This window comes from Mycolicibacterium setense, from assembly GCF_000805385.1.
Taxonomy (GTDB): Bacteria; Actinomycetota; Actinomycetes; order Mycobacteriales; family Mycobacteriaceae; genus Mycobacterium; species Mycobacterium setense.
In genome coordinates this window covers 233,489-257,339 of record NZ_JTJW01000009.1, presented here as the reverse complement: position 1 = coordinate 257,339, position 23,851 = coordinate 233,489, and the positions used below count along the sequence as shown (strand labels likewise).

At 66.9% G+C, this 23,851-nt stretch carries 24 protein-coding genes; 10 read left to right on the top strand and 14 right to left on the bottom strand.

Annotation, left to right across the window (positions count from 1 at the left end; translation table 11 throughout):
• Nucleotides 1-4: 4 nt before the first annotated feature.
• From QQ25_RS23825 to QQ25_RS23815, 3 genes are read right to left on the bottom strand one after another with little or no spacing between them, the layout of a single operon-like run.
• Nucleotides 5-520, bottom strand: coding sequence for a DUF1697 domain-containing protein (locus QQ25_RS23825; protein WP_039381431.1), 516 nt, complete (start codon nucleotides 518-520; stop codon nucleotides 5-7).
• Nucleotides 521-537: 17 nt separating this feature from the next.
• On the bottom strand, nucleotides 538-1,503 hold the full coding sequence (locus QQ25_RS23820; protein WP_039381428.1) for an alpha/beta hydrolase family protein: 966 nt from the start codon (nucleotides 1,501-1,503) through the stop codon (nucleotides 538-540).
• A gap of 21 nt (nucleotides 1,504-1,524) precedes the next feature.
• Nucleotides 1,525-2,355: a class I SAM-dependent methyltransferase gene (locus tag QQ25_RS23815; protein WP_039381425.1), complete on the bottom strand. Its 831-nt coding sequence runs from the start codon at nucleotides 2,353-2,355 to the stop codon at nucleotides 1,525-1,527.
• Nucleotides 2,356-2,386: 31 nt separating this feature from the next.
• On the opposite strand from QQ25_RS23815, the gene QQ25_RS23810 reads away from it, so the two are divergent.
• The 3 genes from QQ25_RS23810 to QQ25_RS23805 all read left to right on the top strand — a co-directional run bounded on the left by QQ25_RS23810 (nucleotide 2,387) and on the right by QQ25_RS23805 (nucleotide 4,104).
• Complete coding sequence (locus QQ25_RS23810; RefSeq protein ID WP_039381422.1) at nucleotides 2,387-2,830, top strand: PPOX class F420-dependent oxidoreductase; 444 nt, start codon at nucleotides 2,387-2,389, stop codon at nucleotides 2,828-2,830.
• 42 nt (nucleotides 2,831-2,872) lie between these two features.
• Entirely contained in the window at nucleotides 2,873-3,043 is a 171-nt protein-coding gene (locus QQ25_RS30655; protein ID WP_101906487.1) for a DUF5302 domain-containing protein, read from the top strand.
• Between the two features lie 125 nt (nucleotides 3,044-3,168).
• Entirely contained in the window at nucleotides 3,169-4,104 is a 936-nt protein-coding gene (locus tag QQ25_RS23805) for a type IV toxin-antitoxin system AbiEi family antitoxin domain-containing protein (RefSeq protein WP_039381420.1), read from the top strand.
• A gap of 32 nt (nucleotides 4,105-4,136) precedes the next feature.
• Here QQ25_RS23805 and QQ25_RS23800 read toward each other — a convergent pair whose 3' ends face one another.
• The 8 genes from QQ25_RS23800 to QQ25_RS23765 form a co-directional block, all read right to left on the bottom strand.
• Nucleotides 4,137-5,477 carry an acyltransferase family protein gene (locus QQ25_RS23800; RefSeq protein ID WP_052236020.1) on the bottom strand — a complete coding sequence of 447 codons (1,341 nt, stop codon included), beginning with the start codon at nucleotides 5,475-5,477 and terminating at the stop codon, nucleotides 4,137-4,139.
• Between the two features lie 129 nt (nucleotides 5,478-5,606).
• Entirely contained in the window at nucleotides 5,607-7,238 is a 1,632-nt protein-coding gene (locus tag QQ25_RS23795) for a monocarboxylic acid transporter (protein WP_039381417.1), read from the bottom strand.
• Nucleotides 7,238-7,582: a DUF485 domain-containing protein gene (locus QQ25_RS23790; RefSeq protein ID WP_039323779.1), complete on the bottom strand. Its 345-nt coding sequence runs from the start codon at nucleotides 7,580-7,582 to the stop codon at nucleotides 7,238-7,240. Before QQ25_RS23790 ends, QQ25_RS23795 begins: the two co-directional genes overlap by 1 nt.
• 145 nt (nucleotides 7,583-7,727) lie before the next feature.
• Complete coding sequence (locus QQ25_RS23785; RefSeq protein WP_039323776.1) at nucleotides 7,728-9,458, bottom strand: sodium/solute symporter; 1,731 nt, start codon at nucleotides 9,456-9,458, stop codon at nucleotides 7,728-7,730.
• Entirely contained in the window at nucleotides 9,455-9,853 is a 399-nt protein-coding gene (locus QQ25_RS23780) for a hypothetical protein (protein WP_052236019.1), read from the bottom strand. The genes QQ25_RS23785 and QQ25_RS23780 overlap by 4 nt, the downstream gene beginning before the upstream one ends.
• Nucleotides 9,846-10,640, bottom strand: a complete 795-nt coding sequence (locus tag QQ25_RS23775) for a LytR/AlgR family response regulator transcription factor (protein ID WP_039381725.1) — start codon at nucleotides 10,638-10,640, stop codon at nucleotides 9,846-9,848. The genes QQ25_RS23780 and QQ25_RS23775 overlap by 8 nt, the downstream gene beginning before the upstream one ends.
• Before the next feature lie 19 nt (nucleotides 10,641-10,659).
• Nucleotides 10,660-11,859: a sensor histidine kinase gene (locus QQ25_RS23770; RefSeq protein WP_039381415.1), complete on the bottom strand. Its 1,200-nt coding sequence runs from the start codon at nucleotides 11,857-11,859 to the stop codon at nucleotides 10,660-10,662.
• A 49-nt stretch (nucleotides 11,860-11,908) separates the two neighbouring features.
• On the bottom strand, nucleotides 11,909-12,205 hold the full coding sequence (locus QQ25_RS23765; protein WP_101906488.1) for a DUF732 domain-containing protein: 297 nt from the start codon (nucleotides 12,203-12,205) through the stop codon (nucleotides 11,909-11,911).
• 98 nt (nucleotides 12,206-12,303) lie between these two features.
• Here QQ25_RS23765 and QQ25_RS23760 point away from each other — a divergent pair, with 98 nt between their 5' ends.
• A complete protein-coding gene (locus QQ25_RS23760) occupies nucleotides 12,304-12,891 on the top strand; it encodes an HhH-GPD-type base excision DNA repair protein (protein ID WP_039323767.1) in 588 nt (195 codons plus the stop codon).
• Nucleotides 12,892-12,992: 101 nt separating this feature from the next.
• Nucleotides 12,993-13,142 (top strand): DUF1059 domain-containing protein, encoded by a 150-nt coding sequence (locus tag QQ25_RS30265; protein ID WP_003882209.1) that lies wholly within the window; start codon nucleotides 12,993-12,995, stop codon nucleotides 13,140-13,142.
• Nucleotides 13,143-13,234: 92 nt separating this feature from the next.
• On the opposite strand, the gene QQ25_RS23755 is transcribed toward QQ25_RS30265, so the two are convergent.
• Both QQ25_RS23755 and QQ25_RS23750 read right to left on the bottom strand, forming a co-directional pair.
• Nucleotides 13,235-14,242, bottom strand: a complete 1,008-nt coding sequence (locus QQ25_RS23755; protein ID WP_039323765.1) for an Rv1157c family protein — start codon at nucleotides 14,240-14,242, stop codon at nucleotides 13,235-13,237.
• A 41-nt stretch (nucleotides 14,243-14,283) separates the two neighbouring features.
• Entirely contained in the window at nucleotides 14,284-14,985 is a 702-nt protein-coding gene (locus QQ25_RS23750; protein WP_039323763.1) for a hypothetical protein, read from the bottom strand.
• Between the two features lie 136 nt (nucleotides 14,986-15,121).
• Between QQ25_RS23750 and QQ25_RS23745 the strand changes: the two genes are divergently transcribed.
• On the top strand, nucleotides 15,122-16,390 hold the full coding sequence (locus QQ25_RS23745) for a mannosyltransferase (RefSeq protein ID WP_082017657.1): 1,269 nt from the start codon (nucleotides 15,122-15,124) through the stop codon (nucleotides 16,388-16,390).
• Here the strand turns inward: QQ25_RS23745 and QQ25_RS23740 are convergent.
• Nucleotides 16,359-16,652 (bottom strand): 4a-hydroxytetrahydrobiopterin dehydratase, encoded by a 294-nt coding sequence (locus QQ25_RS23740; protein WP_039323760.1) that lies wholly within the window; start codon nucleotides 16,650-16,652, stop codon nucleotides 16,359-16,361. The two genes, QQ25_RS23745 and QQ25_RS23740, sit on opposite strands and share 32 nt — an antisense overlap.
• Before the next feature lie 27 nt (nucleotides 16,653-16,679).
• Between QQ25_RS23740 and QQ25_RS23735 the strand changes: the two genes are divergently transcribed.
• The 4 genes from QQ25_RS23735 to narH all read left to right on the top strand — a co-directional run bounded on the left by QQ25_RS23735 (nucleotide 16,680) and on the right by narH (nucleotide 23,851).
• Nucleotides 16,680-17,096, top strand: coding sequence for a (deoxy)nucleoside triphosphate pyrophosphohydrolase (locus QQ25_RS23735; RefSeq protein WP_039381721.1), 417 nt, complete (start codon nucleotides 16,680-16,682; stop codon nucleotides 17,094-17,096).
• A 170-nt stretch (nucleotides 17,097-17,266) separates the two neighbouring features.
• Entirely contained in the window at nucleotides 17,267-18,490 is a 1,224-nt protein-coding gene (locus tag QQ25_RS23730) for a nitrate/nitrite transporter (protein ID WP_039324474.1), read from the top strand.
• Nucleotides 18,487-22,173, top strand: a complete 3,687-nt coding sequence (locus QQ25_RS23725) for a nitrate reductase subunit alpha (protein ID WP_039381413.1) — start codon at nucleotides 18,487-18,489, stop codon at nucleotides 22,171-22,173. The genes QQ25_RS23730 and QQ25_RS23725 overlap by 4 nt, the downstream gene beginning before the upstream one ends.
• Nucleotides 22,174-22,204: 31 nt before the next feature.
• Nucleotides 22,205-23,851: a nitrate reductase subunit beta gene (narH, locus tag QQ25_RS23720; RefSeq protein WP_039381411.1), complete on the top strand. Its 1,647-nt coding sequence runs from the start codon at nucleotides 22,205-22,207 to the stop codon at nucleotides 23,849-23,851.

Genomic DNA, 23,851 nt, shown 5'->3' with positions numbered 1-23,851 from the left:
CGACTCAGCGCAACACCTTGTCCAGCGTGCGCAGGTTTCGCGTCGTCGTCGATGACTTGTAGCGCTTCTTGCCCATGGTCTTGCCGATCGTGCTGTCCAGCGTGGTGGCGCGCGGTACCTGCCAATAGAGCACCCCGTCACCGCGCTGCACCTTCTCGCCGTGGCCCGGGGGCAGGCCCGCCAGCTCATCGAGTATCTCGGCGTCGCTGACAAACGTGACGTACGAGTGGTGATCGGGGACTTCACGTTCGAACGGGTATTTCTCCGAGATCTTCTGCAGCGTGGCCAGGTCATACACCAGCGCCCAGGCCTCGTAGCCGAAGGCGTCCCGCAGGGCGCGCTCGGCCGTGGTGCGGACCTTCGCGGCAGTGGAAGCGCTGTCCAGCAAGACATTTCCGCTCGCCAGCACGGTTCGAACCTCGGTGAACCCGGCCGCTTCCATGGCCTTGACCACCTCGGCCATCTTGAGGTTGACGCCTCCGACGTTGACGCCGCGCAGGAACGCGATGTAGCGAGTCACGGCCTCAGCCTAACCAGTCACTTCACCGGCAATTGGTCCAATTCGGCGTCGGAGGTGGCGGTGATGAGGCGCAACACCCGCCGGAACCCGGGGGAGCGGGTCGACACGATCGACGTGTGGTTCTCGCCGGGCAGCAGCTCGACGGCGGCCCGGCCGCCACGCTTCTTCAAGGCAGCGGCATAGCGCTGCGAATTGGCCGGGGCCACAACGGTATCGAGTGTTCCGTGGACCGCGATCACCGGCACCCTCGGGTCGAGGTTCTGGATCGGGTCCACCGAGGTATAGCGCTGCGGCACCTCTGCGGGGCTGCCGCCGAGCACGGCGACGATGTGCTTGTCGCCGTGGTTGGCGGCGTAGACCATGTCCAGCGGTCCGGCCAGCGAGATGACCCTCGTCGGCCGGAACAGCGGCCGCGATCCGACTTCGTCACCGTGCAGGTCGTGGCGGGTGCTGGCCCACACCGCCAACTGGGCTCCCGCACTGTGGCCGACCACAAGCGCATCGTCGATGGCCAGCTGCGGGTACTGCAGGTTCATCTCGGCGACGTAGTCCATGGCGCGGGCCACATCGGCGAAAGTGGTCGGCCACCCGCCGCCCGATCCGACTCGGCGGTACTCGATGTTGTAGACGGCCATGCCGCGGCTGGTCAGCTCCCGGGCCAGGCCGTCGAACACGCCGGCGCCCATCGTGCTCTTCCAGCCGCCGCCGTGGATGAGGACGACGAGCGGGACCGAATTGAACGCGTGAGTACCGGCAGGCAGATACAGATCGGCCCAGTTCTGGTCGGGGTACCGGTCCTTGGGAAGCTGAGGCAGGTAGTGGAAGCGGGTGACGCTGATCTTGGGCTCGCTGAGTACCTCGGGCACCACCTCGATCTGAGCGGTCCGCCGTTCCGTGGGTGTCCCCGCCGCGCATGAGGAAGTCACCCCGGCGATCAGCAGCGTGACGAGAACCGTCGTCAGGCGGCGGTCGAGCAGTGGCATGTCGTTACAGAATCCGGCCGGTCAGAAGTCCAGCACCGTGATGGACGGGCGGTTGCGGTGGATCAGGTCGATCCGGTCCGGCCATGGCTGGGCCGCCAGCTTGAACAGACCACGTCCCGGTGGCATCGCCACGTCGCGAGCCGACCGCACCCCGGCGATCGCGCCCGGTCCCGTACCCGCCATGGCCAGGCCCTCGTCAGCGGTCAGGGCGAACGGCATGGGTGGCGCGATGTAGCGGTTGGACAGGTGCCAGCCCTTCATGGTGCGTCGGCTGACCCACGGCGGAATCGAGTCGAACACCATCCGCCCGCCGGGGAAGCGGGCCGCGCAGTCCGCGATCAGGCTGCGCACGTCGTCGGGTTCGAGGTACATCAGCAAGCCCTCGGCCGTGATGAACACGCCGTCTGCCGCGTCGACGCGGTCCATCCAGCTGCGGTCGAGCGCCGACTGCGCCAGTGCCACGATGCGGTCATCATGGGGCAGCAGGCGATCACGGATCGCCATCACCGGCGGTAGATCGACGGAATACCAGGTCAATTCACCGGCCACCCCGGCCTGATCGAGCCGCCAGAAACTGGTCTGCAGTCCCTCGGCGAGTGCCACCACAGCGGCCTTCGGATGGGTCGAGAGGTAGTCGCGGGTCTCGACGTCGAACGCGCGGGCCCGTAGGGCATGGGCTTGCATGGGCCCGCCGAACTTGCCGTAGTCGAAGTCGATCGCGTCGAGTAGCGCCACCGCCCACGGGTCACGGATCACGCCGTCGGAACGCCTGGCCTCCTTGCCACGGTTGCTCAGGGTCCACAGGGAGGTCTCCGAGACGCCGGCGAGGGTGTTGCCGTCAATCACACTCATCGAACCGATGGTAAAGACGTACGCTCGTCACATGGGACGCCAGGTTTTCGACGACAAGCTTTTGGCCTTGATCGGCGGCAACTCGCTGGGAGTTCTCGCGACCATCAAACAGGACGGTCGTCCGCAGCTGTCCAATGTGTCCTATCACTTCGATCCGCGTGCGGTGCAGATCCAGGTGTCCATCACCGAACCGCGGGCCAAGACCCGCAATCTGCGGCGGGATCCGCGGGCGTCCATCCATGTCAGCTCCGACGACGGCTGGTCGTATGCCGTTGCCGAGGGTGACGCGATCCTCACCCCGCCCGCCTCAGCTCCTGACGACGACACGGTCGAAGGGCTTATTGCGTTGTACCGCAACATCGCCGGTGAACATCCGGATTGGGATGACTATCGGCGTGCCATGGTCGACGACCGCCGTGTGCTGCTGACGCTGCCGATCACGCATGTGTACGGCATGCCGCCGGGCCTGCGGTAAAGAGCATGACGGCGGTGTCATCGGCAGGCTACGCTGCGGCATATGGCTGACGAGACTCCCGAAGACGACAACAAGCGCAAATTCCGGGAGGCGCTGGAACGCAAGAAGGCGCAGTCGGCCGGAGGCGCATCGCACGCGGACGGCGGCCGTAAGCAGCCGCGGGCGCACGGGCCGGTGGAGAACCGGCGCGAGTTCCGGCGCAAGAGCGGCTAGCCCGCGATCCATCAAGGCGGCGAATAGCAGTCAGTATCGAGCAGTAATTCGCCGCGTTGACGGTTATCCACAGCTCCCCGAAATGCGTCTGGTCGCTGCCGCGCCGATCAACGAGTATCGACTCGATGGACGTCGACGATGTGCTTGGGCAGCAGGACGGGGTCATCTCGCGCGGGCAGGCGTTGGCCGCTGGTCTGGCTGAGCATGAGATTCGGCGGTTGCTGAGACGCAACGAGTGGGCGCGGGTCCACGCGGGGGTGTATGTCGACCACACCGGACCGCTGACCTGGTCGCAACGTGCCTGGGCGGCAGTGCTTTACGCGGCTCCGGCGGCGCTGTGCTTTGAATCGGCCCTCAAACCTGACACGTTGCCCATCCATGTCGCCGTCGCGCGACAACGGTCGATGTTGGCTGAGCCGGCTGGAGTCCGCATTCACCGGGTCGCGCATCTTGACGAACGCGTGCTGTGGAACGTCAGCCCACCACGGATGCGTTACGAGGAAGCCGCGCTCGACGTCGCTTGCCAGGCCAAGTCCGAACTCGATGCCATCGCGGTCCTGGCCAACGCCTGCCAATCGCGACGCACCACCGCGCGACGGCTCCTGCACACCCTTGACGATCGTGGGCGGGTTCGCCGTCGACGGTGGTTACGCGCGGTATTGGTCGATATCGCCGACGGCACCTGCTCGGTCCTTGAGCATGGCTATCTCGTTCGCGTCGAGCGGCCGCACGGTCTACCCCGCGCCATCCGACAGAAACGATCGGCGTCATCTGTCGGTGTCTGCTATCGCGACGCCGAATACGGCGAGCGGCTTGTCGTCGAACTCGACGGGCGGGTGTTTCACGATTCGGCAACGGGGCGGGATGCGGACTTCGAGCGGGATCTCGACGCCGCCGTCGACGGCCGGTCAACCGTCAGACTCTCCTACGGGCAAGTCTTCGACCGGCCGTGCCAGACCGCAGCCAAGATCGCGCTGGTGCTGCAGCGGCACGGGATCGCCGTATCCGGCCACCCGTGCGGGCCGGGGTGCGAGTTCACTCGGCTCGACCGGGCTGCATAGGCATGCACCGTCATCAGCGCGGCGGATCGCAGTCAGTATTGAGCAGTGATCCGCCGCGTAGACGCCAGCGCGCGGGCTGCGACGAGCGCCGCGAGCATGACAGCCACGCAGTACACACCCTGATCCTTCAGACCCCAGGCCACCGAGGTCAGCGTGGCCGCACCGGCCACACAGAGCAATAAACCCACGGCAGTGCTATGCATCCCGGTGCCGGCCGTGCCGCCGTCCCACAGCGGCAGCGGGTTGTTCTCCAAGGGCCGCAGCGCGATGAACGCGATCGCGACCAGGCCGGCCATCAACGCCAGTTGCAGCACCGACAGCGCCAGGAAGCCGGGCGCGGACGGGTCATAGCGGTCCAGACCGAGATAATCGAACACCAGATGCAGGCCGAGCAGCAGCGGCATGTGCCACAGGTACAGCGTCATCGCGCCGGAGTTACCGATCGCGGTCAGCCACCACACCCGCGGCCTCCGTGCCCACCGGTTGATGGCCGGGGCGGCGGCAATCGCGAACGCGCACATCATGATTGCGTGCCCGGCGAGGAGCAGCGACGGCGGAGTCATGTTCTTCAGGTGCTGGGTCTCGATGCCGACCAGGCTCAGCTCATACGGGCCGAAGTACAGCAGTCCCAGGTTGACGAGGAGCATCCCGACGCCGACCTTGAGGGCGGCGGCGCTCGAGAGCAGCCGGCGGCGGTAGGCCACGCCGAACACACCGGGAATCAACCACACCACGGTGTTGAGATAGCCGAGCGCGGCGTAGCCGTCGACATTGATGCGGACGATGTCGACGACGGCGATGACGGCGTAGGTGCCGACGATCGCGCCGGCCATTTGTGCGGTCGTGGTGATGCGAGCCAGCAGCGGCACCGCCGCCAACACGAGGACATACGCGCCGAGGAACCACAGCAGCTGGATGGAGATCCCGGCGATCGGTTCATACACATGGACCGGCAGCACGAACCGCAACATCACAAGCGCCACGGTCCAGAAGGCCAGGTAGTAGAACACCGGGCGGTACAGCCGCGTGCAGCGCTTGAGCAGCCAGCCGCCCCAGGAAGCACCCGGTTGCCAGGACTGCACCGACGCGGCCACCCCGGCGAAGAAGAACAACGGCATGATCTGGAACACCCAGGTGAGCGCCTGGAAGACAGTGGACGCCGTGAGCAGGTTGCTCCAGATGAACACGTCGTCGCGGATGGTGCTGGTGGCCATGACGGTGTGGCCGAACACCACACCGACCAGCGAGACGATGCGGATGACGTCGATGGCCCGGTCCCGGTCGGCAGGGGTCTGGGCCTCGACCTCGGCAGGGGACGGGAACAGGCCCTTCGCAGGGGCTTTCTCGGCAGCTGGGTCAGCAGCAAGGGTCATGGCAGAAACGCTAAGGCCCCGCGGCCGCGTAATCCCTAGGTAGAAGCACTCAACTTCCGCCGAAACGGCATTCCAGCAGGCTGCTACTCGCAGGTTCTCTGCCGGAATGCCGTTTCGGCGAAGGGGAAGCTAGTGGCTGACCGCCTTCTCGGCGCCCACCCCCGTCAGCGACCGCACTTCCATCTCGGCGTTGAGCTCAGCGTCCCCGGTGTCGGGCGAGGTGAGCGTGCCGATGATGCCGAGCGCGAACGCCAGCGGGATGGACACGATGCCCGGGTTGGCCAATGGGAACCAGGCGAAGTCCGCGCCCGGGATCATTGCGGTCGCGCTGCCCGACACCGCGGGGGAGAACACGATCAGCACGATGGTCGAGATCAGGCCGCCGTACATGCTCCACAACGCGCCGCGGGTGTTGAACCGCTTCCAGTACAGCGAGTACAGGATCGTCGGCAGGTTGGCCGCGGCGGCCACAGCGAACGCCAGGGCGACCAGGAATGCCACGTTCTGGCCGTTGGCCAGGATGCCCAGCCCGATCGCGAACACCCCCAGCACGACGGCGGTGATCCGGGAGACCTTCACCTGCTCCGCCTCGGTGACCTTGTGCGACTTGAGCACTGACGCGTAGACGTCGTGGGCGAAGGACGCCGACGCGGTGATGGTCAGGCCGGCTACTACCGCCAGGATCGTCGCGAATGCCACCGCGGAGATGACTCCGAGCAGGATCACCCCGCCGAGCTCGAACGCCAGCAGCGGGGCCGCGGAGTTCACGCCGCCGGCCGCTCCCAGGATCCGGTCGGGGCCGACCAGTGCGGCCGCGCCGTAACCGAGCACCAAGGTGAACAGGTAGAAGGCGCCGATCAGCGCGATCGCCCAAACCACCGACCGCCGAGCCTCTTTCGCGGTGGGTACGGTGTAGAAGCGCATCAGCACGTGCGGCAGGCCCGCGGTGCCGAGCACCAGCGCCAGCGCCAGCGAGATGAAGTTGATCTGCGAGGTGAGTGATCCGCCGTACTGCGCACCCGGTGCCAGGACGTCGCGGCTCGACACGCCCTTGGTGGTGGCCTCGGAGATGGCCGACTGCGCCGAGCCGAGAATCTCCGAGAAGTTCAGCCCGAACTTGCTCAGCACCATCACGGTCATCAGGGCGGCGCCGGCGATCAGCAGGACGGCTTTGATGATCTGCACCCAGGTGGTGCCCTTCATGCCGCCGACCAGGACGTAGACGATCATCAGGATGCCGACGACGGCGATCACGATCGATTGGCCGACCCGGCTGTTGACGTCGAGCAGCAGGGCGACCAGGCCGCCGGCCCCGGCCATCTGAGCCAGCAGGTAGAACAGCGATACCGTCAGCGTCGAGATGGCCGCGGCCAGCCGGACCGGCCGTTGCTTGAGTCGGAAGCTCAGGACGTCGGCCATCGTGAATTTGCCGGTGTTGCGCAGCAATTCGGCCACCAGCAGCAGCGCCACCAGCCAGGCCACCAGGAAGCCGATGGAGTACAGGAAGCCGTCGTAGCCGTAGACGGCGATGGCCCCGGCGATGCCGAGGAAGCTGGCCGCGGACAGGTAGTCGCCGGCGATCGCGATGCCGTTCTGCGGGCCCGAGAAGCCGCGGCCACCGGTGAAGAATTCGTCGGCGGTGGCGTTGCGCTTGCTGGCCTTGATCACCACGATCATCGTGACGACGACGAACAGGCTGAAGATGCCGATGTTGGCGACGGGATTGCCGACGGTTTCGGCGGCGAGTGTCGTGACGGTCATCAGACTTCGCCCTCCAGCTCTTCGCGGATGGCGGTGGCCCGCGGGTCGAGTTCCTTGTTGGCGAAGCGCACGTACAGGCCGGTGATCACGAACGTGGTCAGGAACTGGCCCAGCCCGATCAGCAGACCGACATTGACGTTGCCGAACACCCGGATGGCCATGAAGTCGTGGGCGAACGCGCCGAGCGCGACATAGAGGCCGTACCAGACCAGGAAGAACGCCGTCATCGGAAAGACGAAGCGGCGCAACCTGGTACGCAATTCCTGGAATTCTGGACTTGCCTGCGTCGCGAGGAACTGCTCCCCGGTGGGGGCAACCCTCTCGGGAAAGTCGATTTCGGGCACCGAGGGCTCCTGACAGTTGGCTATGAGCGGATCGCCTGAACCTAATTGAGAGGTGGGTCACACAGGAGCGGTATCGCAGTCGATACGCCGAACTCGGCCATCGCTGCGCTGAGCGGTCGGTAGAGAAGGCTGAGCGGCAGGTGGGTCAGCCTGCGGGCACTCGTTCGACACCCAGGCCGAGGCGCTCGGGGACGTGCATGCGCGCGAAGATCTGCGCGACGCCGGGGGTGGGTCGGGTGAACAGACTGACCACGATCATGGTGAGGAAAGCGATGGGCACACTGACCGCGGCCGGATAGCCGATCATCACCGCCGGCCAGCCTCCGAGGACGTCGTCGTCCACCCCGCCGCTGATCGCCACGAGCACCGCACCGGCGCAGAGGCAGCCGCCCACCACGAGCCCGCAGGCCGCACCCACAACGGTCAGGCGGCGCCACCAGATCCCGAGTACCAGCAGCGGACACAGCGTCGACGCCGCGACGGCGAACGCCAAGCCGACGCTGCGTGACAGCTCCAGGCCGGAGACCATGAGCGACAACGGGATCGGGATCAACCCGCCGATCACCGCGGCGATCCGGAAGTCGCGCACCCGGCCACGCAGCACGTCGGTGGCAAGTGCGCCGGCGACGCTGATCAGCAGGCCCGAGGAGGTGGCCAGGAACGCCGCTATGGCACCCGCGGCCACCAGCGCGGCCAGCAACTGGCCGCCGATTCCGCCGACAGCCGCCCCGGGCGCCAAAAGAACTGCGGCGTCGGCTGTTCCGGTTATCAACAGCTGCGGGACGTACAACCGGGAGAACACGCCGAGCAGAACCGGGAACAGGTAGAACACCGACAGGAGCGCCACCACCGCGAGCGCGGTTCGGCGCGCGGCCCTGCCGTCGGGGTTGGTGTAGAAGCGGACCAGCACATGCGGCAGGCCCATGGTGCCCAGGAACGTCGCGACGATGATGGACAACACCTGATACCGCGGATGCCCGCCGCCCAGGCCGCCGCCCGAGGCGATCCACTCACTGCCGGTGCCCGGGGTGCCGGCCACCACCGGTGTCGCCGCGCCTGCCGCCAGCGTCAGCGTGGTGCCCGCGCCGAGGGTGTGCTGCCCCGGCGAGCTGATCCTGGCGGACTGCACGTGGCGTCCGTCCAGATCGCCGGTCACGGTGATGCCGGCCGGTTCGATGACCTGGACCACCACTTCTGTTTCGACCTGCACGGTGGTCTGCTGCTGCACGGTCGGTGGCAGTGGGCCGCCCAATTCGCCACGGTCGCTGACGAACAACCCGAGCAGCGCCAGCGCCGGGACGGCGACGGCGGTGAGCTTGAGCCAGTATTGGAAGGCCTGCACGAAGGTGATCGATCGCATGCCACCGGCCACCACATTGGTGATGACGATCGCGGCGACCAGCAGCGGGCCGACCCAGACCGGAACGCCCAGAAGCGTTTTCAGGGCCAGTCCGGCCCCCTGGTACTGCGGGGCCAGGTAGAACAGGCAGATCACCACGACGACGAGCATGGCCACCTTGCGCAGCCGCACCGAGCCGAGACGGAACTCGGCGAAGTCGGGAACGGTGTAGGCACCGGAGCGGCGCAGGGGAGCCGCCACGAACAACAAGACGCCCAGGTAGCCGGCGGTGAAACCGACCGGGTACCACAGTGCGTCGGCCCCGTACTTCGCGATCAGCCCGGCCACCCCGAGAAACGAAGCAGCGGAGAGGTATTCGCCGGAGATCGCGGCGGCGTTCCATTGTGGGCCCACGCTGCGGGAGGCCACCAGAAAATCGGAGGTGGTGCGCGACAACCGGACTCCGTACGCCCCGATCGCGATGGTGGCCACCACGGCGGCCAGGAGCGCGGCGGCGGTCAACGGTGCCCCGGTCATGGTTCGCTGTCGACGACGCGGACGAAATCCCGTTCGCCCTGTTCGGCCAGCCGCACATAGAGCCGGCCTACGCCGTACAAGAGCGGGTAGATCAGCCCGGCCAGGATCAGCCAGTTGAGCCGGACCCCGAACACGGTGAGCGCGGCCAGATCCGGCACGGCGGCATCGAGCAGCACGAGTGCCACCACGATCGTCACCACGACCGCGGCCAGCCGCAGCGCGAGGCCGAGCTGAGTCCGCACCAGTCCGCGGACGAGCGCGTCGCCCACCTGCGTCTGCTCCTGGACCTCGACACGGGTGCGCACCATGCGGGTGCCCCGTCGGTGGGCGAGCACGACGCGCTGCCGTTGCGGAGCGGGCCGCCCGCCAGAACCGGCTGCGGGTCGCTCACTCATCGCTGTCCGCGGGTTTGAGTGAGCGCATCGGGTCGCGGACCAACCGGTCCCGCAGTTCACGCGCCTGACGTCGGCTCACCGGCAGCTCCACCGCCGGCGAGGTCCCGTTGGCCCGCAGCCGGACCAGCACCGCGCCGTCGGATGTGCGCAGGCCGGTCACCTGCCGCAGCGACACCAGATAGGACCGGTGGATGCGCTGAAAACCATGATCACGCCATCGGCTTTCCAAGGTACTCAACGGGATTCGCACCAGATGCGCACCCGTCGCCGAATGCAGCCTGGCGTAATCCCCTTCGGCCTCGACCCAGCCGATACTGTCGCGGGGCACCAGGTGCGTGATGCCACCCAGTTCGGCGGGCACCACATTCCAGTCCTGATCCTCGGCGGTGGCCGGACCGGGCGACTCACCGGCTCTGCCCGCAGCGGAGGCGACGCGGCGCACGGCCTCATCGAGGCGGTTCTGCCGGATCGGCTTGAGCAGATAGTCGACGGCGCCGACGTCGAAGGCGGCCACCGCCTTGTCCTCGTGGGCGGTCACGAACACCACGGCGGGCCGGTTCGCGTAATTGGCCAGCACACCGGCCAATTCGATACCCGACAGACCGGGCATGTTGATGTCGAGGAACACCGCGTCGATGGTGTGCTGGTTGAGCTCGCGCAGCGCCGAGGTGGCGTCGGACGCGGTGTACACCTGGCCGATGTCGGGGTGGCGCCCCAGCAGGTAGGCCAGCTCGTCGAGCGCGGGTGCCTCGTCGTCGACGGCGAGCACGGTCAGGTTGGCGGTCACGGTTCGCTCGCAAGCTTGCTCATGCGAACGCACCTCCACCGGCTCGGACCCCTGAACGGAACTTCGGCACGCGCATCACCACTTTCGTGCCCGCACCGACCGCTGTCTCGACCACAAGACCGTAATCGTTGCCGAACGCCGCCCGCAGTCGATGGTCCACATTGGTCAGGCCGACGTGGGCGGATTCGCCGGCGGGGTCGGCCAACGCGTCGCCGGGCCCGGCGCGCAGCGTGTCCGGATCCATACCTGTGCCGTCGTCCTCGACGGTGATCACGCATTCGGTGCCGGCGTCGCGCGCGACGATCTCCACCGACCCGCCGCCGTTGCCGGCCAGCCCGTGCCGCACGGCGTTCTCCACCAATGGTTGCAGTGCGAGAAACGGCACCACGACATTGAGCACCTCCGGGGCCACCTGCAGGCGCACCTTCAGATTGGTGCCGAACCGCGCCCGCTCCAGCGTGAGGTAGCGATCGATGTTGCGCAGTTCCTCGGCCAGCGTGGTGTACTGCCCGGCCGCCCGGAAGGAATATCGGGTGAAGTCGGCGAATTCGATGATCAGTTCACGCGCCCGGTCGGGATCGGTGCGGACGAAGGAGGCAATCGTGTTGAGCGCGTTGTAGATGAAGTGCGGACTGATCTGGGCACGCAGCGCCAGTACCTCGGCCCGGTCCAGTCGGGCACGCGACGCGTCGAGTTCGGCCAGCTCGATCTGGCTGGCCGCATAGCGCGCCACCTCGCCGACCGCTCCGAGCATGCCCGGGCCGGGACTGGCCGGTGCCAGCACGACCAGGGCGCCGAGCACCTCACCGCCCTCGGTCAGCAGCGGCTGGGCCACGATCGCCGTCGAGCGTGCCGTGCGAAGCACCCGGCGCCCGGCGGTGATCGACTCCCGCGCGGTGTCGGCGCAGACCTCGTCGGTGTCTGACTGCCAGATCGCGTCGTCGTCGTGGTCACGCGCCAGCAGTGCCGCGTCGTCGTCGAACAGGGCCAGCCCCGCGGTGCCGGTCAACTCACGCAGGTAGGGCGCAGCGGTTTGGGCGGATTCGGTGTCCAGACCCTGGCGCAGTGCGCGGGCCGCCTGAGCCGCGGTGTGCAGCGCGGCGTGCACGGCACGTTCGGTAGGGGTCGCGACCACTTTTCGGGTGCGCACCACGACGACGGCGGCGACCGCCGCCAGAATCAGCGCCAGGGCCAGCGCAACTGCAACCTCGCCGGACATCGTGCGGCCAACCTTAGATTGCTGTGCGACGAAACCGCAGCTAGCTCACCTATTGAACGGGGCAGGCGTACTTTCTGGCCACCTCGTACACCCGATCCTGGGATCCGGGGCCGATCACGCCTTGGGCAGCCAGTTCCAAACCGATGTATCCCGGGATGCCGCCCTGGCAAGCCTGGTGGGCGACGCGCCATGCGGTGTCGGGATTCAGGTGGAATCCGTTGCGGTCGAGGCCTTGCATGTAGTTGTCGAATTCCGGCGTGCCCTGGTCTGGGATGGCGTTGGCCGTGGCGGCCAACGCAAGAGCGGTAACCACCGCCGCGAAAAGAGGCGCAATCACACGTCTCATGTCCAACTCCTATGCGCACATCACCGGGTTATCGCGTACACATTCGCACACTCCACCGACACAAACGTCAAAAACGGGACTGGTTCTAGACTGGCGACGTGGGAAAACTGCAGCTGGTACAAGATCCGGAGGCCGACGCCCTGCTGGAGGCCAACCCGTTCGCGCTTTTGGTCGGGATGTTGTTGGACCAGCAGATCCCGATGGAGACGGCGTTCGCCGGGCCGAAGAAGATCGCCGACCGCCTCGGTGATGTCGACGCGCACAAGATCGCCGACTACAACCCGGACGAGTTCATCGAGTTGGTGTCGCAAACCCCTGCCATTCACCGGTTTCCGGGCTCGATGGGCAAACGGGTGCAGGAACTGGCGCGGGCGATCGTCGACGAATACGACGGTGACGTGACGGCGTTGTGGACCGGCGGCGATCCCGACGGTGCCGAGGTGCTGCGCAGGCTCAAGCGGCTGCCGGGGTTCGGTGATCAGAAAGCCCGGATCTTCTTGGCGCTGTTGGGCAAGCAGTACGGCGTGACGCCGAAGGGCTGGCGGGAGGCCGCGGGGGATTACGGCAAGGCCGGCTCGTATATGTCGGTGGCCGATGTGGTTGATCCCGGCTCGTTGCAGAAGGTGCGCACGTACAAGAAAGCCCAGAAGGCGGCCGCCAAAGAAGCCAAGGCCGCCAAGGCTTGAGCGCGCCGTCGAGCGTGCGGTGAGATCGCGTTTGGGCCTGGTATCGCGATCTGTGCGCACACTCGGCGGATAACTTCGCGGACCTATGCGAAAGTGAAGATATGGCGAAGACACATCTGAACTGCCCGTGCGGAGAAGCGATCAGCGGGACTGACGAGGACGACCTGGTCGAAAAGGCCCAGGCACATTTGGCCCAGCAGCACCCCGGTCGCGAATACGACCGGGAGATGATTCTCTTCATGGCCTACTGAGGCCCAGACTTCAACAGCCCCCAACAAAATTCCCGGTCGCAAGCCATGAGGCCAGCGACCGGGAATTTCGTTTCCCCATTCATACGGTGTGGTCAGGGCACCACCGTGGATCCGATGGTGGGCATGAACTGGCACTGCATCTCGGTCGTCGTGACCTGTCCGAAGATCGTCGTCATGATGCTGCCCGATCCGGTGTCGGCGATCGCGGTCAGCGTGGTCGGGCCCTCGGGGTTGAGGTCCGGGCGCGGCTGGAGCGTCACGCTTCCGGACTTGCCGGTCGTCAGGTTGACCCACGTGGCGTTGAGCGGAAGCTTCTGCTCGGCGGCCGGGCCCGGCGTACCGATCGCGGTGAACACGTAAGCGGTCTGGCCTGCCTTCGGGCCGGGCAGCGGGATCGTCGCGGGTCCGGCCACTGAGATCGCCGTCGCCAGAACGTTTCCGCCGTCTTTGAGGCACCCGTTGCTGATCGACGGGTACATGAAGTCCTGCTTCGTCGGCGTGTTGGGTCCGAAGCCTGGAGCCGGCGCGCCTGCCGGTGCCGCCTCAGGGGCAGGAGCGGGTGCCGCCTCAGGAGCAGGCGCCGGGGCCGGGATCGTGGCCGCCGCCGGCACTGCTTCGGGCGCGGGCGCGGGTGCGCCCTCGGGTGCGGGTGCCGGTGCCGGGGCAGGGGCCGGAGCGGGCAGCGCCTCGGGGGCCGGTGGCCCGGCGGCGTGGGCCGGGTCGACACCCATCGGCAGGTGAGCGTCGCCGCCGGCACCCAGAGCAGGAACGTGCTCGGGTGCGGCGACGGGCTGGGCTGCGAACTGGTTGACCGCCGTCGCGACGTTGCGGGATTCAGCCGATTCCTGTTTGTTGGCAGCGAAGGCCTGCGCGGCCGCCATCAACAGCTGCACCGCGCCTCCCGGATCGGCTGCCGCCTGCTGGATGATCGGGCTCAGGCCCTCCATCGCCGGCAGACCGGGTGCCTGCACGTTGTCGATCGGCAACGGTGCCGGCGCCGGGTCGGCGCCGGCTACTCCGGTGCCGAACAGCAACGCGGCCGACGTACCGACTGCGATGGCGCCGGCGAACAACATTCTCGGTGACTTGCGCGGTGACATGGCTTTCCCAATCGTTTCGGGCGGTCAGACCAGTTCGTGGATCAGGGCAGGCCGGCGGTCAGCAGCGGTGCCAGTGCTGCGACACCCGGGTTGGAGATTCCGGGAGCGGCGGCGGCAGCGGGAGCTGCCACTGCCGGAGCCGCGGCGGCGGCCGGTGCTGCGGCGGCAGCGGCGGGCAGCGCCGTCTGGGCCGCGGCCGGAGCCAGGCTGGCCAGCGGCGAGCCGACCGGAGCCAGCGAAGCCAGGTCACCGGGGATATTCACCGACTGGGGCAGCGGAATCGGCATGCCGGGCACCTGCGGGATCTTCACCTCGGCGGAGGGGATCAGCGATGCGGGTCCGGTCGCCGGAGCCGTGGCGGCCGGTGCGGCGGTTGCGGCAGGCGCGGCAGCCGGGGCGGCGGGCAACCCCGGCACCAGCGATCCCAGGGGGGCATTGGCGGCTGCCGGTGTGACGGCCGAGGGCACCTGCGGCAGCGTCACCGATGCGGTGGCGCCCGGGGCAGGTGCCGGTGCGGCGGCGGGCGTGCCGGTCAACGCGGAGCTCACGCCCTGCAGCAGTTGCGGCGCGGCGGCGGGCACACCCGCGAGCTGGTTGACGATCGGCAGGTTCGGCGCGCCGGGGATGGCCGGGGCCGGAGGCACCGGCTCGGCATTCGCTGTGGCACTGAGGGCCAACGCGACCGGGACTGCGCCGGCGGCCGCGATCATGCTGGTGGAAAGTGCTTTCCAGGTGAAGATCATGGTTCTCCCAATCGGTTGCTTGCACGTCTGAAGGCGAAACTACGGAGTTACTGGTGTTACTCAAGGGACACGTGTGGCGGTTATTCAACCGTTACTGCATCGGCCGGATTCGTTACCGAGCAGTGCCTTGGGCGTGATGCGCCGGCATGAAAAACGGCAGGCACAAGGTGGCCGAAGACGGGTCGCTAAAGTCGTGTCCGTTAACACCGAACCGGCCACCCAGATCTCAGCAACCGCGCGGCTCTACCGCCTGGCGCCCGTGTTGCTGGTCCTCAGCGTTGTGGCGCGCCTGGCCTGGACGTACCTCGTCCCCAACGGCGCCAACTTCGTCGATCTACATGTCTATGTCGGTGGCGCCGCCACGCTCGACGGCCACGCGGGCGCGCTCTATGACTACGTCTACGCGGACCAGACGCCCGATTTCCCACTGCCTTTCACGTATCCGCCGTTCGCCGCGGTGGTGTTCTATCCGTTGCACCTGCTGCCCTTCGGCCTGGTCGCGTTCTGTTGGCAGCTCGGCATCATCGCCGCCCTGTACGGCGTGGTGCGGATCAGTCAGCTGTTGCTCGGCGGGTCGGCGCCCCGGCGTGTCGCGATGCTGTGGACCGCCGTCGGTATCTGGACCGAACCGCTGCGCAGCACATTCGACTATGGACAGGTCAATGTCGTCCTCGTGCTCGCGGTGCTGTACGCCGTCTACAGCAATCGTTGGTGGCTGTCGGGCTTGCTGGTGGGCCTGGCCGCGGGGGTGAAGCTGACGCCCGCGGTGTCGGGGCTGTACTTCGTCGGCGCGCGCCGATGGGCCACCGCGGTGTTCTCGGCGGTGGTGTTCTTCGGGACGGTCGCGGTTTCGGTGTGGGTGGTGGGGGATGAGGCGCGCCGGTACTTCACCGAGCTGCTGGGCGACGCCAGTCGGATCGGGCCGATCGGGACGTCGTTCAACCAGTCGTGGCGCGGCGGGATCTCGCGCATCCTCGGCCACGACGCCGGATACGGCCCGGCCGTACTGCTCGGCATCGCCGTCACCGCGGTCCTTGCCGTACTGGCGTGGCGGGCGGTCGGCGGCAGTGCCGACCGGCTCGGCGGCATCGTGATCGTGAGCCTGTTCGGGTTGCTGCTTTCACCGATTTCGTGGACGCACCACTGGGTCTGGCTGATCCCGCTGATGATCTGGTTGCTGCACGGGCCATTGGCCGAGCGGGTGGGGGCACGGATCCTGGGGTGGGGTTGGCTGGCGCTGACCCTGGTCGGGGTGCCGTGGCTGCTCAGCTTCGCCCAACCGACGATCTGGGTGATCGGCCGGCCGTGGTATCTGGCCTGGGCCGGGATGATCTACATCGCCGCCACGCTGGCGACGCTGGCCTGGATCGCGACTAACTCGGCTGGTCGGACAGAATCCGGTTGATCTCCGTCGCCATCTGGATGTCCTTCTCGGTGATGCCGCCGGCAGAATGCGTCACCAGTGCGAAAGTGACTGTGCGCCATCGAATGTCAATATCAGGATGATGGTCTTTCTCCTCGGCGAACTCGGCCACGCGGCGTACCGCGTCGATGCCGTCGAGGAATGTCGGGAATTTGGTGGATCTGCGCAGGGCGCCCGCCGCGCGTTCCCAGCCCGGCAGATCGGGCAGTGCGGCGTCGACCTGATCGTTCGATAACACGGCCATATGCCCGACGGTATACCGTCAGGCGCGATGGATCAGCAGATCGTGGTGGCCGGTGCGCTGTTCTCGCAGGCCCGACTGTTGGTGGCGCAACGGCAGCGGCCCCCGGAGTTGGCCGGACTGTGGGAACTGCCTGGCGGCAAGGTTGCCCTTGACGAAAGCGACGCCGAGGCCCTGGCCCGCGAACTCCGGGAGGAACTGGGCATCGAGGTGACCGTCGGCGCCCGCCTGGGTTCGGATGTCGCACTGAAGGCGGGCATGACGCTGCGCGCCTATCGGGTCAGCCTCATCTCGGGCACTCCGCAGGCGCACGATCACCGGGCACTGCGGTGGGTCACGGTCGACGAACTCGACGAGTTGTCGTGGGTACCCGCCGACCGGGCCTGGCTCACGGATCTGGCCGAAGCGCTGGGTCCGCCGACCGTGAGATCACCCATTGCGGATTAGCCCGGCCGGCGCGGAGTGCGAGTCCCACTGCCGCCGTGCCGAGTTAATTGTTGGGACACAACGGGATTAATTTCGACACACTCATGTTGCAAATTACATTTCCATGAAACTGCCTGCAACGTTTCCCGGAAAATGACGCGACCGCAGGAACATGATGTTTTGCTGTTGTGGTGACCACGGCAAGTACGCCGTACCTGGGCCAAGGGCAGAGTATGAATCTCGTGCTGGCCACCTGGGTCTCGGCCATCAACTTCTGGGCCTGGAACATGATCGGCCCGCTGTCCACGACGTACGCCGGCGACATGAAGCTGAGCAGCACGCAGGCTTCGATGCTTGTCGCGACCCCGATCCTGGTCGGCTCGCTCGGCCGGGTGGCAGTCGGTGCGCTGACCGACAGGTACGGCGGTCGCACGATGTTCCTGGCGGTGACGCTGGCCTCGATCGTGCCGGTGCTGGCCGTCGGGGCGGCGGGCGAGGCCAGGTCGTACCCGATGTTGTTGGTGTGCGGGTTCTTCCTGGGCGTCGCGGGCACCATCTTCGCGGTCGGAATCCCATTCGCCAACAACTGGTATGAGGCTTCGCGCCGCGGCTACGCCACCGGCGTGTTCGGTATGGGCATGGTCGGTACGGCCTTGTCGGCGTTCTTCACGCCGAGATTCGTCCGTTGGTTCGGGTTGTTCCCCACGCATCTCATCATCGCTGTCGCCCTGGCGCTGACCGCGTTGTTGTGTCTTGTGGCGATGCGTAATTCACCGGCGTTCCAGCCGAATACCGATCCGGTGATGCCCAAGCTCAAGTCCGCGTTGAAGCTCCCCGTCACTTGGGAGATGTCGTTCCTGTACGCGGTGGCCTTCGGTGGATTCGTGGCGTTCAGCAACTACCTGCCCACCTACATCAAGAACGTGTACGACTTCTCCGCCGTCCAAGCCGGTAGTCGTACAGCGGCATTCGCGTTGGCCGCGGTGCTGGCCCGCCCCATCGGCGGCGCGCTTTCAGACCGCATCCCGCCCAAATACGTGGTGCTCACGTCCTTCGCGGGCACCGCCGTACTCGCGTTCGTCGCCATATTCCAACCGCCGCCCGATGTGTGGTCGGCGGCGACCTTCATCGGTCTGGCGATCTTCCTGGGCATCGGCACCGGCGGCGTGTTCGCCTGGGTGGCGCGCCGGTCACCGGCCAAGGAGGTCGGCTCGGTCACCGGCATCGTCGCTGCCGCAGGCGGTTTGGGCGGCTACTTCCCGCCGTTGGTGATGGGTGCGACGTACGACGCAGTGGACCACGACTATTCGGTCGGGCTTGTGCTGCTGGTCGCGACCGCGCTGCTGGCGTTCGGCTACACCGCGCTCCGATTGCACGCCCACGAACCCGAGCGGGCCAAGGAGACGCGCCAATGACCAAGCCCCACATCGGCGGATCGATCGAGGAGTTGCTCGAACGCAGTGGCAGGTTCTTCACCGCCGGCGAGTTCTCCGGTGATCTGCGTACGGTCACACGGCAAGGCGGCCGTCAGGGCGACGTGTTCTACCGTGACCGGTGGAGTCACGACAAGGTGGTGCGTTCGACCCACGGCGTCAACTGCACGGGGTCGTGCTCCTGGAAGATCTACGTCAAGGACGGGATCATCACCTGGGAAACCCAGGAGACCGACTATCCGTCGGTGGGGGCCGACCGTCCTGAGTACGAGCCGCGCGGCTGCCCGCGCGGCGCCGCATTCTCCTGGTACACCTACTCGCCGACGCGGGTGCGGTATCCGTATGCGCGGGGCGTGCTGGTCGAGATGTACCGGGAAGCCAAGGCGCGCTTGAAAGATCCGGTACTGGCCTGGGCCGACATTCAGGGTGACCCCGAGCGCCGCAAGCGGTATCACCAGGCCCGCGGCAAGGGCGGGCTGGTCCGGGTCAGCTGGACCGAGGCCACCGAGATGATCGCCGCCGCACACGTGCACACCATCAAGACCTACGGGCCGGACCGGGTGGCCGGATTCTCGCCCATCCCGGCGATGTCGATGGTGTCGTTCGCGGCCGGGTCGCGGTTCGTGGAGCTCATCGGCGGGGTGATGACGTCGTTCTACGACTGGTATGCCGATCTGCCGGTGGCCTCCCCTCAGGTGTTCGGCGATCAGACCGACGTGCCGGAGTCCGGGGACTGGTGGGACGCGTCGTATCTGATGATGTGGGGCTCCAACGTCCCGGTGACCCGTACGCCCGACGCGCACTGGATGGCCGAGGTCCGCTACCGCGGAACCAAAGTGGTGACGGTCAGCCCGGATTACGCCGACAACACCAAGTTCGCCGACGAGTGGATGCCGTGCGCGGCAGGCACCGACGGCGCGCTGGCGATGGCGATGGGCCATGTCATCCTCGACGAATGCTTTGTACAGAACCGGATTCCGTACTTCGTCGACTTTGTCCGCCGATTCACCGATCTGCCGTTCCTGGTCAAGCTCGAAGAGCGCGACGGAGTGCTGGTCCCTGCGAAGAATCTCACCGCCGCCGATCTCGGCGGACCGGTAGCCGAACAGGAGAATGCGGCGTTCAAGCCGGTGCTGCTCGACGGTGCCAGCAACAGTGTCGCGGTTCCGCAGGGCTCATTGGGATTCCGTTATGGCAGTGACGGTGTCGGCAAGTGGAATCTCGACCTGGAGGACCTGGTTCCAGCTCTGACGGTGCTGGGGGACACCTTCGAGACTGCCGAGATCACGCTGCCGCGTTTCGACACCGTCGACGGCAGCGGCGCGACCCTGCAGCGTGGTGTGCCGGTGCGACGCGTCGGCGAACACCTGGTGTGCACGGTCTTCGACCTGATGCTGGCCCAGTACGGGGTACACCGGCCCGGCCTGCCCGGCGACTGGCCCACCGGGTACGACGACGCCTCCCGGCCCTACACCCCGGCCTGGCAGGAGCAGATCACCGGCGTGTCTGCCGCCCAAGCGATCCGGGTGGCACGCGAATTCGCCCGCAATGCAGAGGAATCCGGCGGCCGGTCGATGATCATCATGGGCGCCGGCATCTGCCAGTGGTTCCACGGCGACGCTACCTACCGCGCCGTTCTGGCTCTACTGCTGCTCACCGGTTCGATGGGCCGCAACGGCGGCGGCTGGGCGCACTACGTCGGCCAGGAGAAGTGCCGTCCCGTCACCGGGTGGGCCGCTATGGCGATGGGCACCGACTGGTCGCGCCCGCCACGCCAGATGGCAGGCACGTCGTACTGGTATGCGCACACTGACCAGTGGCGCTACGACGGGTACCGCGCCGATGCACTGTCCAGTCCGGTGGGCCGCGGCCGCTTCCGCGACAAGCACACCATGGATGTGATGACTTCCGCGGTGGCGATGGGTTGGACGCCGTTCTTCCCGCAGTTCGACCGGTCCAGTCTCGACGTGGTGGACGAGGCCAAGGCGGCCGGCCGGGAGGTGCCAGACTATGTGGCCGAGGAATTGGCAAGTGGCGGGCTGAAACTCGCGGTCACGGATCCGGACAATCCGGTCAACTGGCCGCGCGTGCTCAATGTCTGGCGGGCCAACCTGCTGGGCTCCTCCAGCAAGGGCAACGAGTACTTCCTGCGCCATCTGCTGGGCACGACGTCGAACGTGCAGGCCGAACCCACCGGGGAGGAATTACGGCCCAAGGATGTGGCGTGGACCGAGAACATCCCCGAGGGCAAGCTGGATCTGCTGATGTCGATCGACTTCCGGATGACCTCGACGACGTTGCTCTCGGATGTGGTGCTGCCCGCGGCGACCTGGTACGAGAAGGGCGATCTGTCCAGCACCGACATGCACCCGTACATCCACGCCTTCAGTCCGGCCGTGGACCCGCCCTGGGAAACCCGCTCGGACTTCGAGGCATTCGGCGCGATCGCCCGGACCTTCAGCACGCTGGCCGCTCGGCACCTGGGCACCCGCACCGATGTGGTGATGGGCACGCTGCAGCACGACACTCCCGGTGCGATGGCCTATCCCGGTGGCACCGAACACGATTGGCGGACCACCGGCGAGACACCGGTGCCGGGCAAGACGATGGGCCCTCTGGCGGTGGTCGAGCGCGACTACGCGGCGATCGCCGAAAAGTGGTCGGCACTCGGGCCGCTCGTCGACACTCTGGGCCTGACCACCAAGGGCATCACCACGCATCCGGAGCAGGAGGTCGCCGAACTCGCCGCGAAGTTCGGGGTGATGGATTCCGGTGCCGGCCAGGGCCGTCCGGCGATCACCACGGCCGAGCGGATGGCCGATGTGATCCTGGCGCTATCCGGCACCTCCAACGGCCGCTTGGCCGTGGAAGGCTTCCGAGAACTCGAACGGCGGACCGGTCGCAAGCTCATCCACCTGGCCATCGGCAACGAGGAGCGCCGGATCACCTACGCCGATACCCAGGCCAGGCCGGTCCCGGTGATCACCAGCCCGGAGTGGTCGGGCAGCGAGACCGGCGGCCGCCGCTACGCGCCGTTCACGGTGAACATCGAGGAGCTCAAGCCATTCCACACGCTCACGGGGAGGATGCACTTCTACGTCGACCACGACTGGTTGGAGGAACTCGGCGAGCAGCTGCCGATCTATCGGCCGCCGCTGGACATGGCGCGGTTGTTCGGCGAATCCAAGCTGGGGCGTGACGGTATCGGCCTGACCGTGCGATACCTGACCCCGCACTCCAAGTGGTCGATCCACTCGGAGTATCAGGACAACCTGTTCATGCTCTCGCTGTCACGCGGTGGTCCCACCATGTGGATGAGCCCGTTGGATGCCGCGAAGATCGAAGTGAAGGACAACGATTGGATCGAGGCGGTGAACCGTAACGGCGTGCTGGTCTGCCGTGCCGTTGTCAGCCACCGCATGCCCGAGGGAGTGGTGTACGTCTACCACGCCCAGGAACGGACCATCGACGTACCGCTGAGCGAAACCACCGGGACCCGCGGCGGTATCCACAATTCACTGACCCGGCTGTTGGTCAAGCCCAGTCATCTGGCCGGTGGATATGCCCAGCACTCGTTTGCCTGGAACTATCTCGGCCCCACCGGAAATCAGCGTGACGAAGTGACGGTGGTTCGCCGCCGCTCGCAGGAGGTGCGATACCAGTGACACCACGCGAAGCTTGCGAAGCGAGGTCCAAATGAAGGTCATGGCCCAGATGGCGATGGTGATGAACCTCGACAAATGCATCGGGTGTCAGACCTGCTCGGTCACCTGCAAACAGGCGTGGACTAACCGGGCCGGCACCGAATACGTCTGGTTCAACAACGTCGAAACCCGCCCGGGGCAGGGCTATCCACGTACCTACGAGGATCAGGAGAAGTGGCGTGGCGGTTGGAAGTTGGACCGCCGCGGCCGGCTGCGGCTGCGCGACGGCGGCCGGCTGGCCAAGCTGGCCAGGATCTTCGCCAACCCGAAGCTGCCGTCGATCGACGACTACTACGAGCCGTGGACCTACGACTACGAGAACCTGACGTCGGCACCGCTCGGCGAGCACTTCCCGACAGCACCGCCCCGCAGCCTGATCACAGGCAAGCCGATGAAGGTGTCATGGTCGGCGAACTGGGACGACGACCTGGCCGGCTCTCCGGAGATCGTTCCGGGGGATCCGATCCTCAAGCAGGTCAGCGAGAAGATCAAGCTCGAACTCGAGCAGACCTTCATGTTCTACCTGCCCCGGATCTGTGAGCACTGCCTGAACCCGTCATGTGTCGCGTCCTGCCCGTCCGGGGCGATGTACAAGCGCTCCGAGGACGGCATCGTGCTGGTCGACCAGGACCGCTGCCGTGGCTGGCGCATGTGTGTGTCCGGATGCCCTTACAAGAAGGTGTATTTCAACCACAAGACCGGCAAGGCCGAGAAGTGCACGCTGTGCTATCCGCGCCTCGAGGTCGGGCTGCCCACGGTGTGTTCGGAAACCTGCGTGGGCCGGCTGCGCTACCTCGGCCTGGTGCTCTACGATGTCGACCGAGTGCTCGAGGTGGCGTCGGTTCCGGATGAGAAAGACCTCTACGAGGCACAGCGGCAGATCCTGCTCGACCCGACCGACCCCGAGGTGATCGCCGGTGCCCGGGCCGAGGGCATCTCCGACGAATGGATCGAGGCCGCCCAACGCTCGCCGGTCTACAAGCTCATCCACACCTATGGCGTTGCGCTGCCGCTGCATCCGGAGTTCCGGACGGTGCCGATGGTGTGGTACATCCCGCCGCTGTCGCCGGTGGTCGACGCAGTCAGCCGCGACGGGCATGACGGCGAGGACGTCGGCAATCTGTTCGGGGCCCTGGAGGCGTTGCGTATCCCGATCGAATACCTCGCCGGTTTGTTCACGGCGGGCGACACCGCCGTCGTCGAAGGCGTGCTCCGCCGGCTGGCGGCGATGCGGTCCTACATGCGCGACATCAACCTGGGCCGGCAGACGCAGCCGCATATCCCGGCCGCGGTCGGCATGACCGAGGAGCAGACCTACGAGATGTACCGGCTGTTGGCACTCGCGAAATACGAGGAGCGCTACGTCATTCCGACCGCCTACAGCTCGGCGGGGATACCCGGGGCGGAGGAGCCCGGTTGCTCGCTGTCCTTCGAAGGTGGGCCCGGAATGTACGAGTCAGGTCCGTTCGGCGAGGCCAGCGGCGGGCCGGTGCCGGTGGCGGTGGAGACGTTCCACGCGCTGCAACACCGGCAGACCAGCGGCGGCATGGCAGCCAATGCCGATCGTCCATCGCGGGTCAACCTGCTCAACTGGGACGGCAGGGGAGTGCCGTCGGGAATGTTCCCGGGGGATCGATGA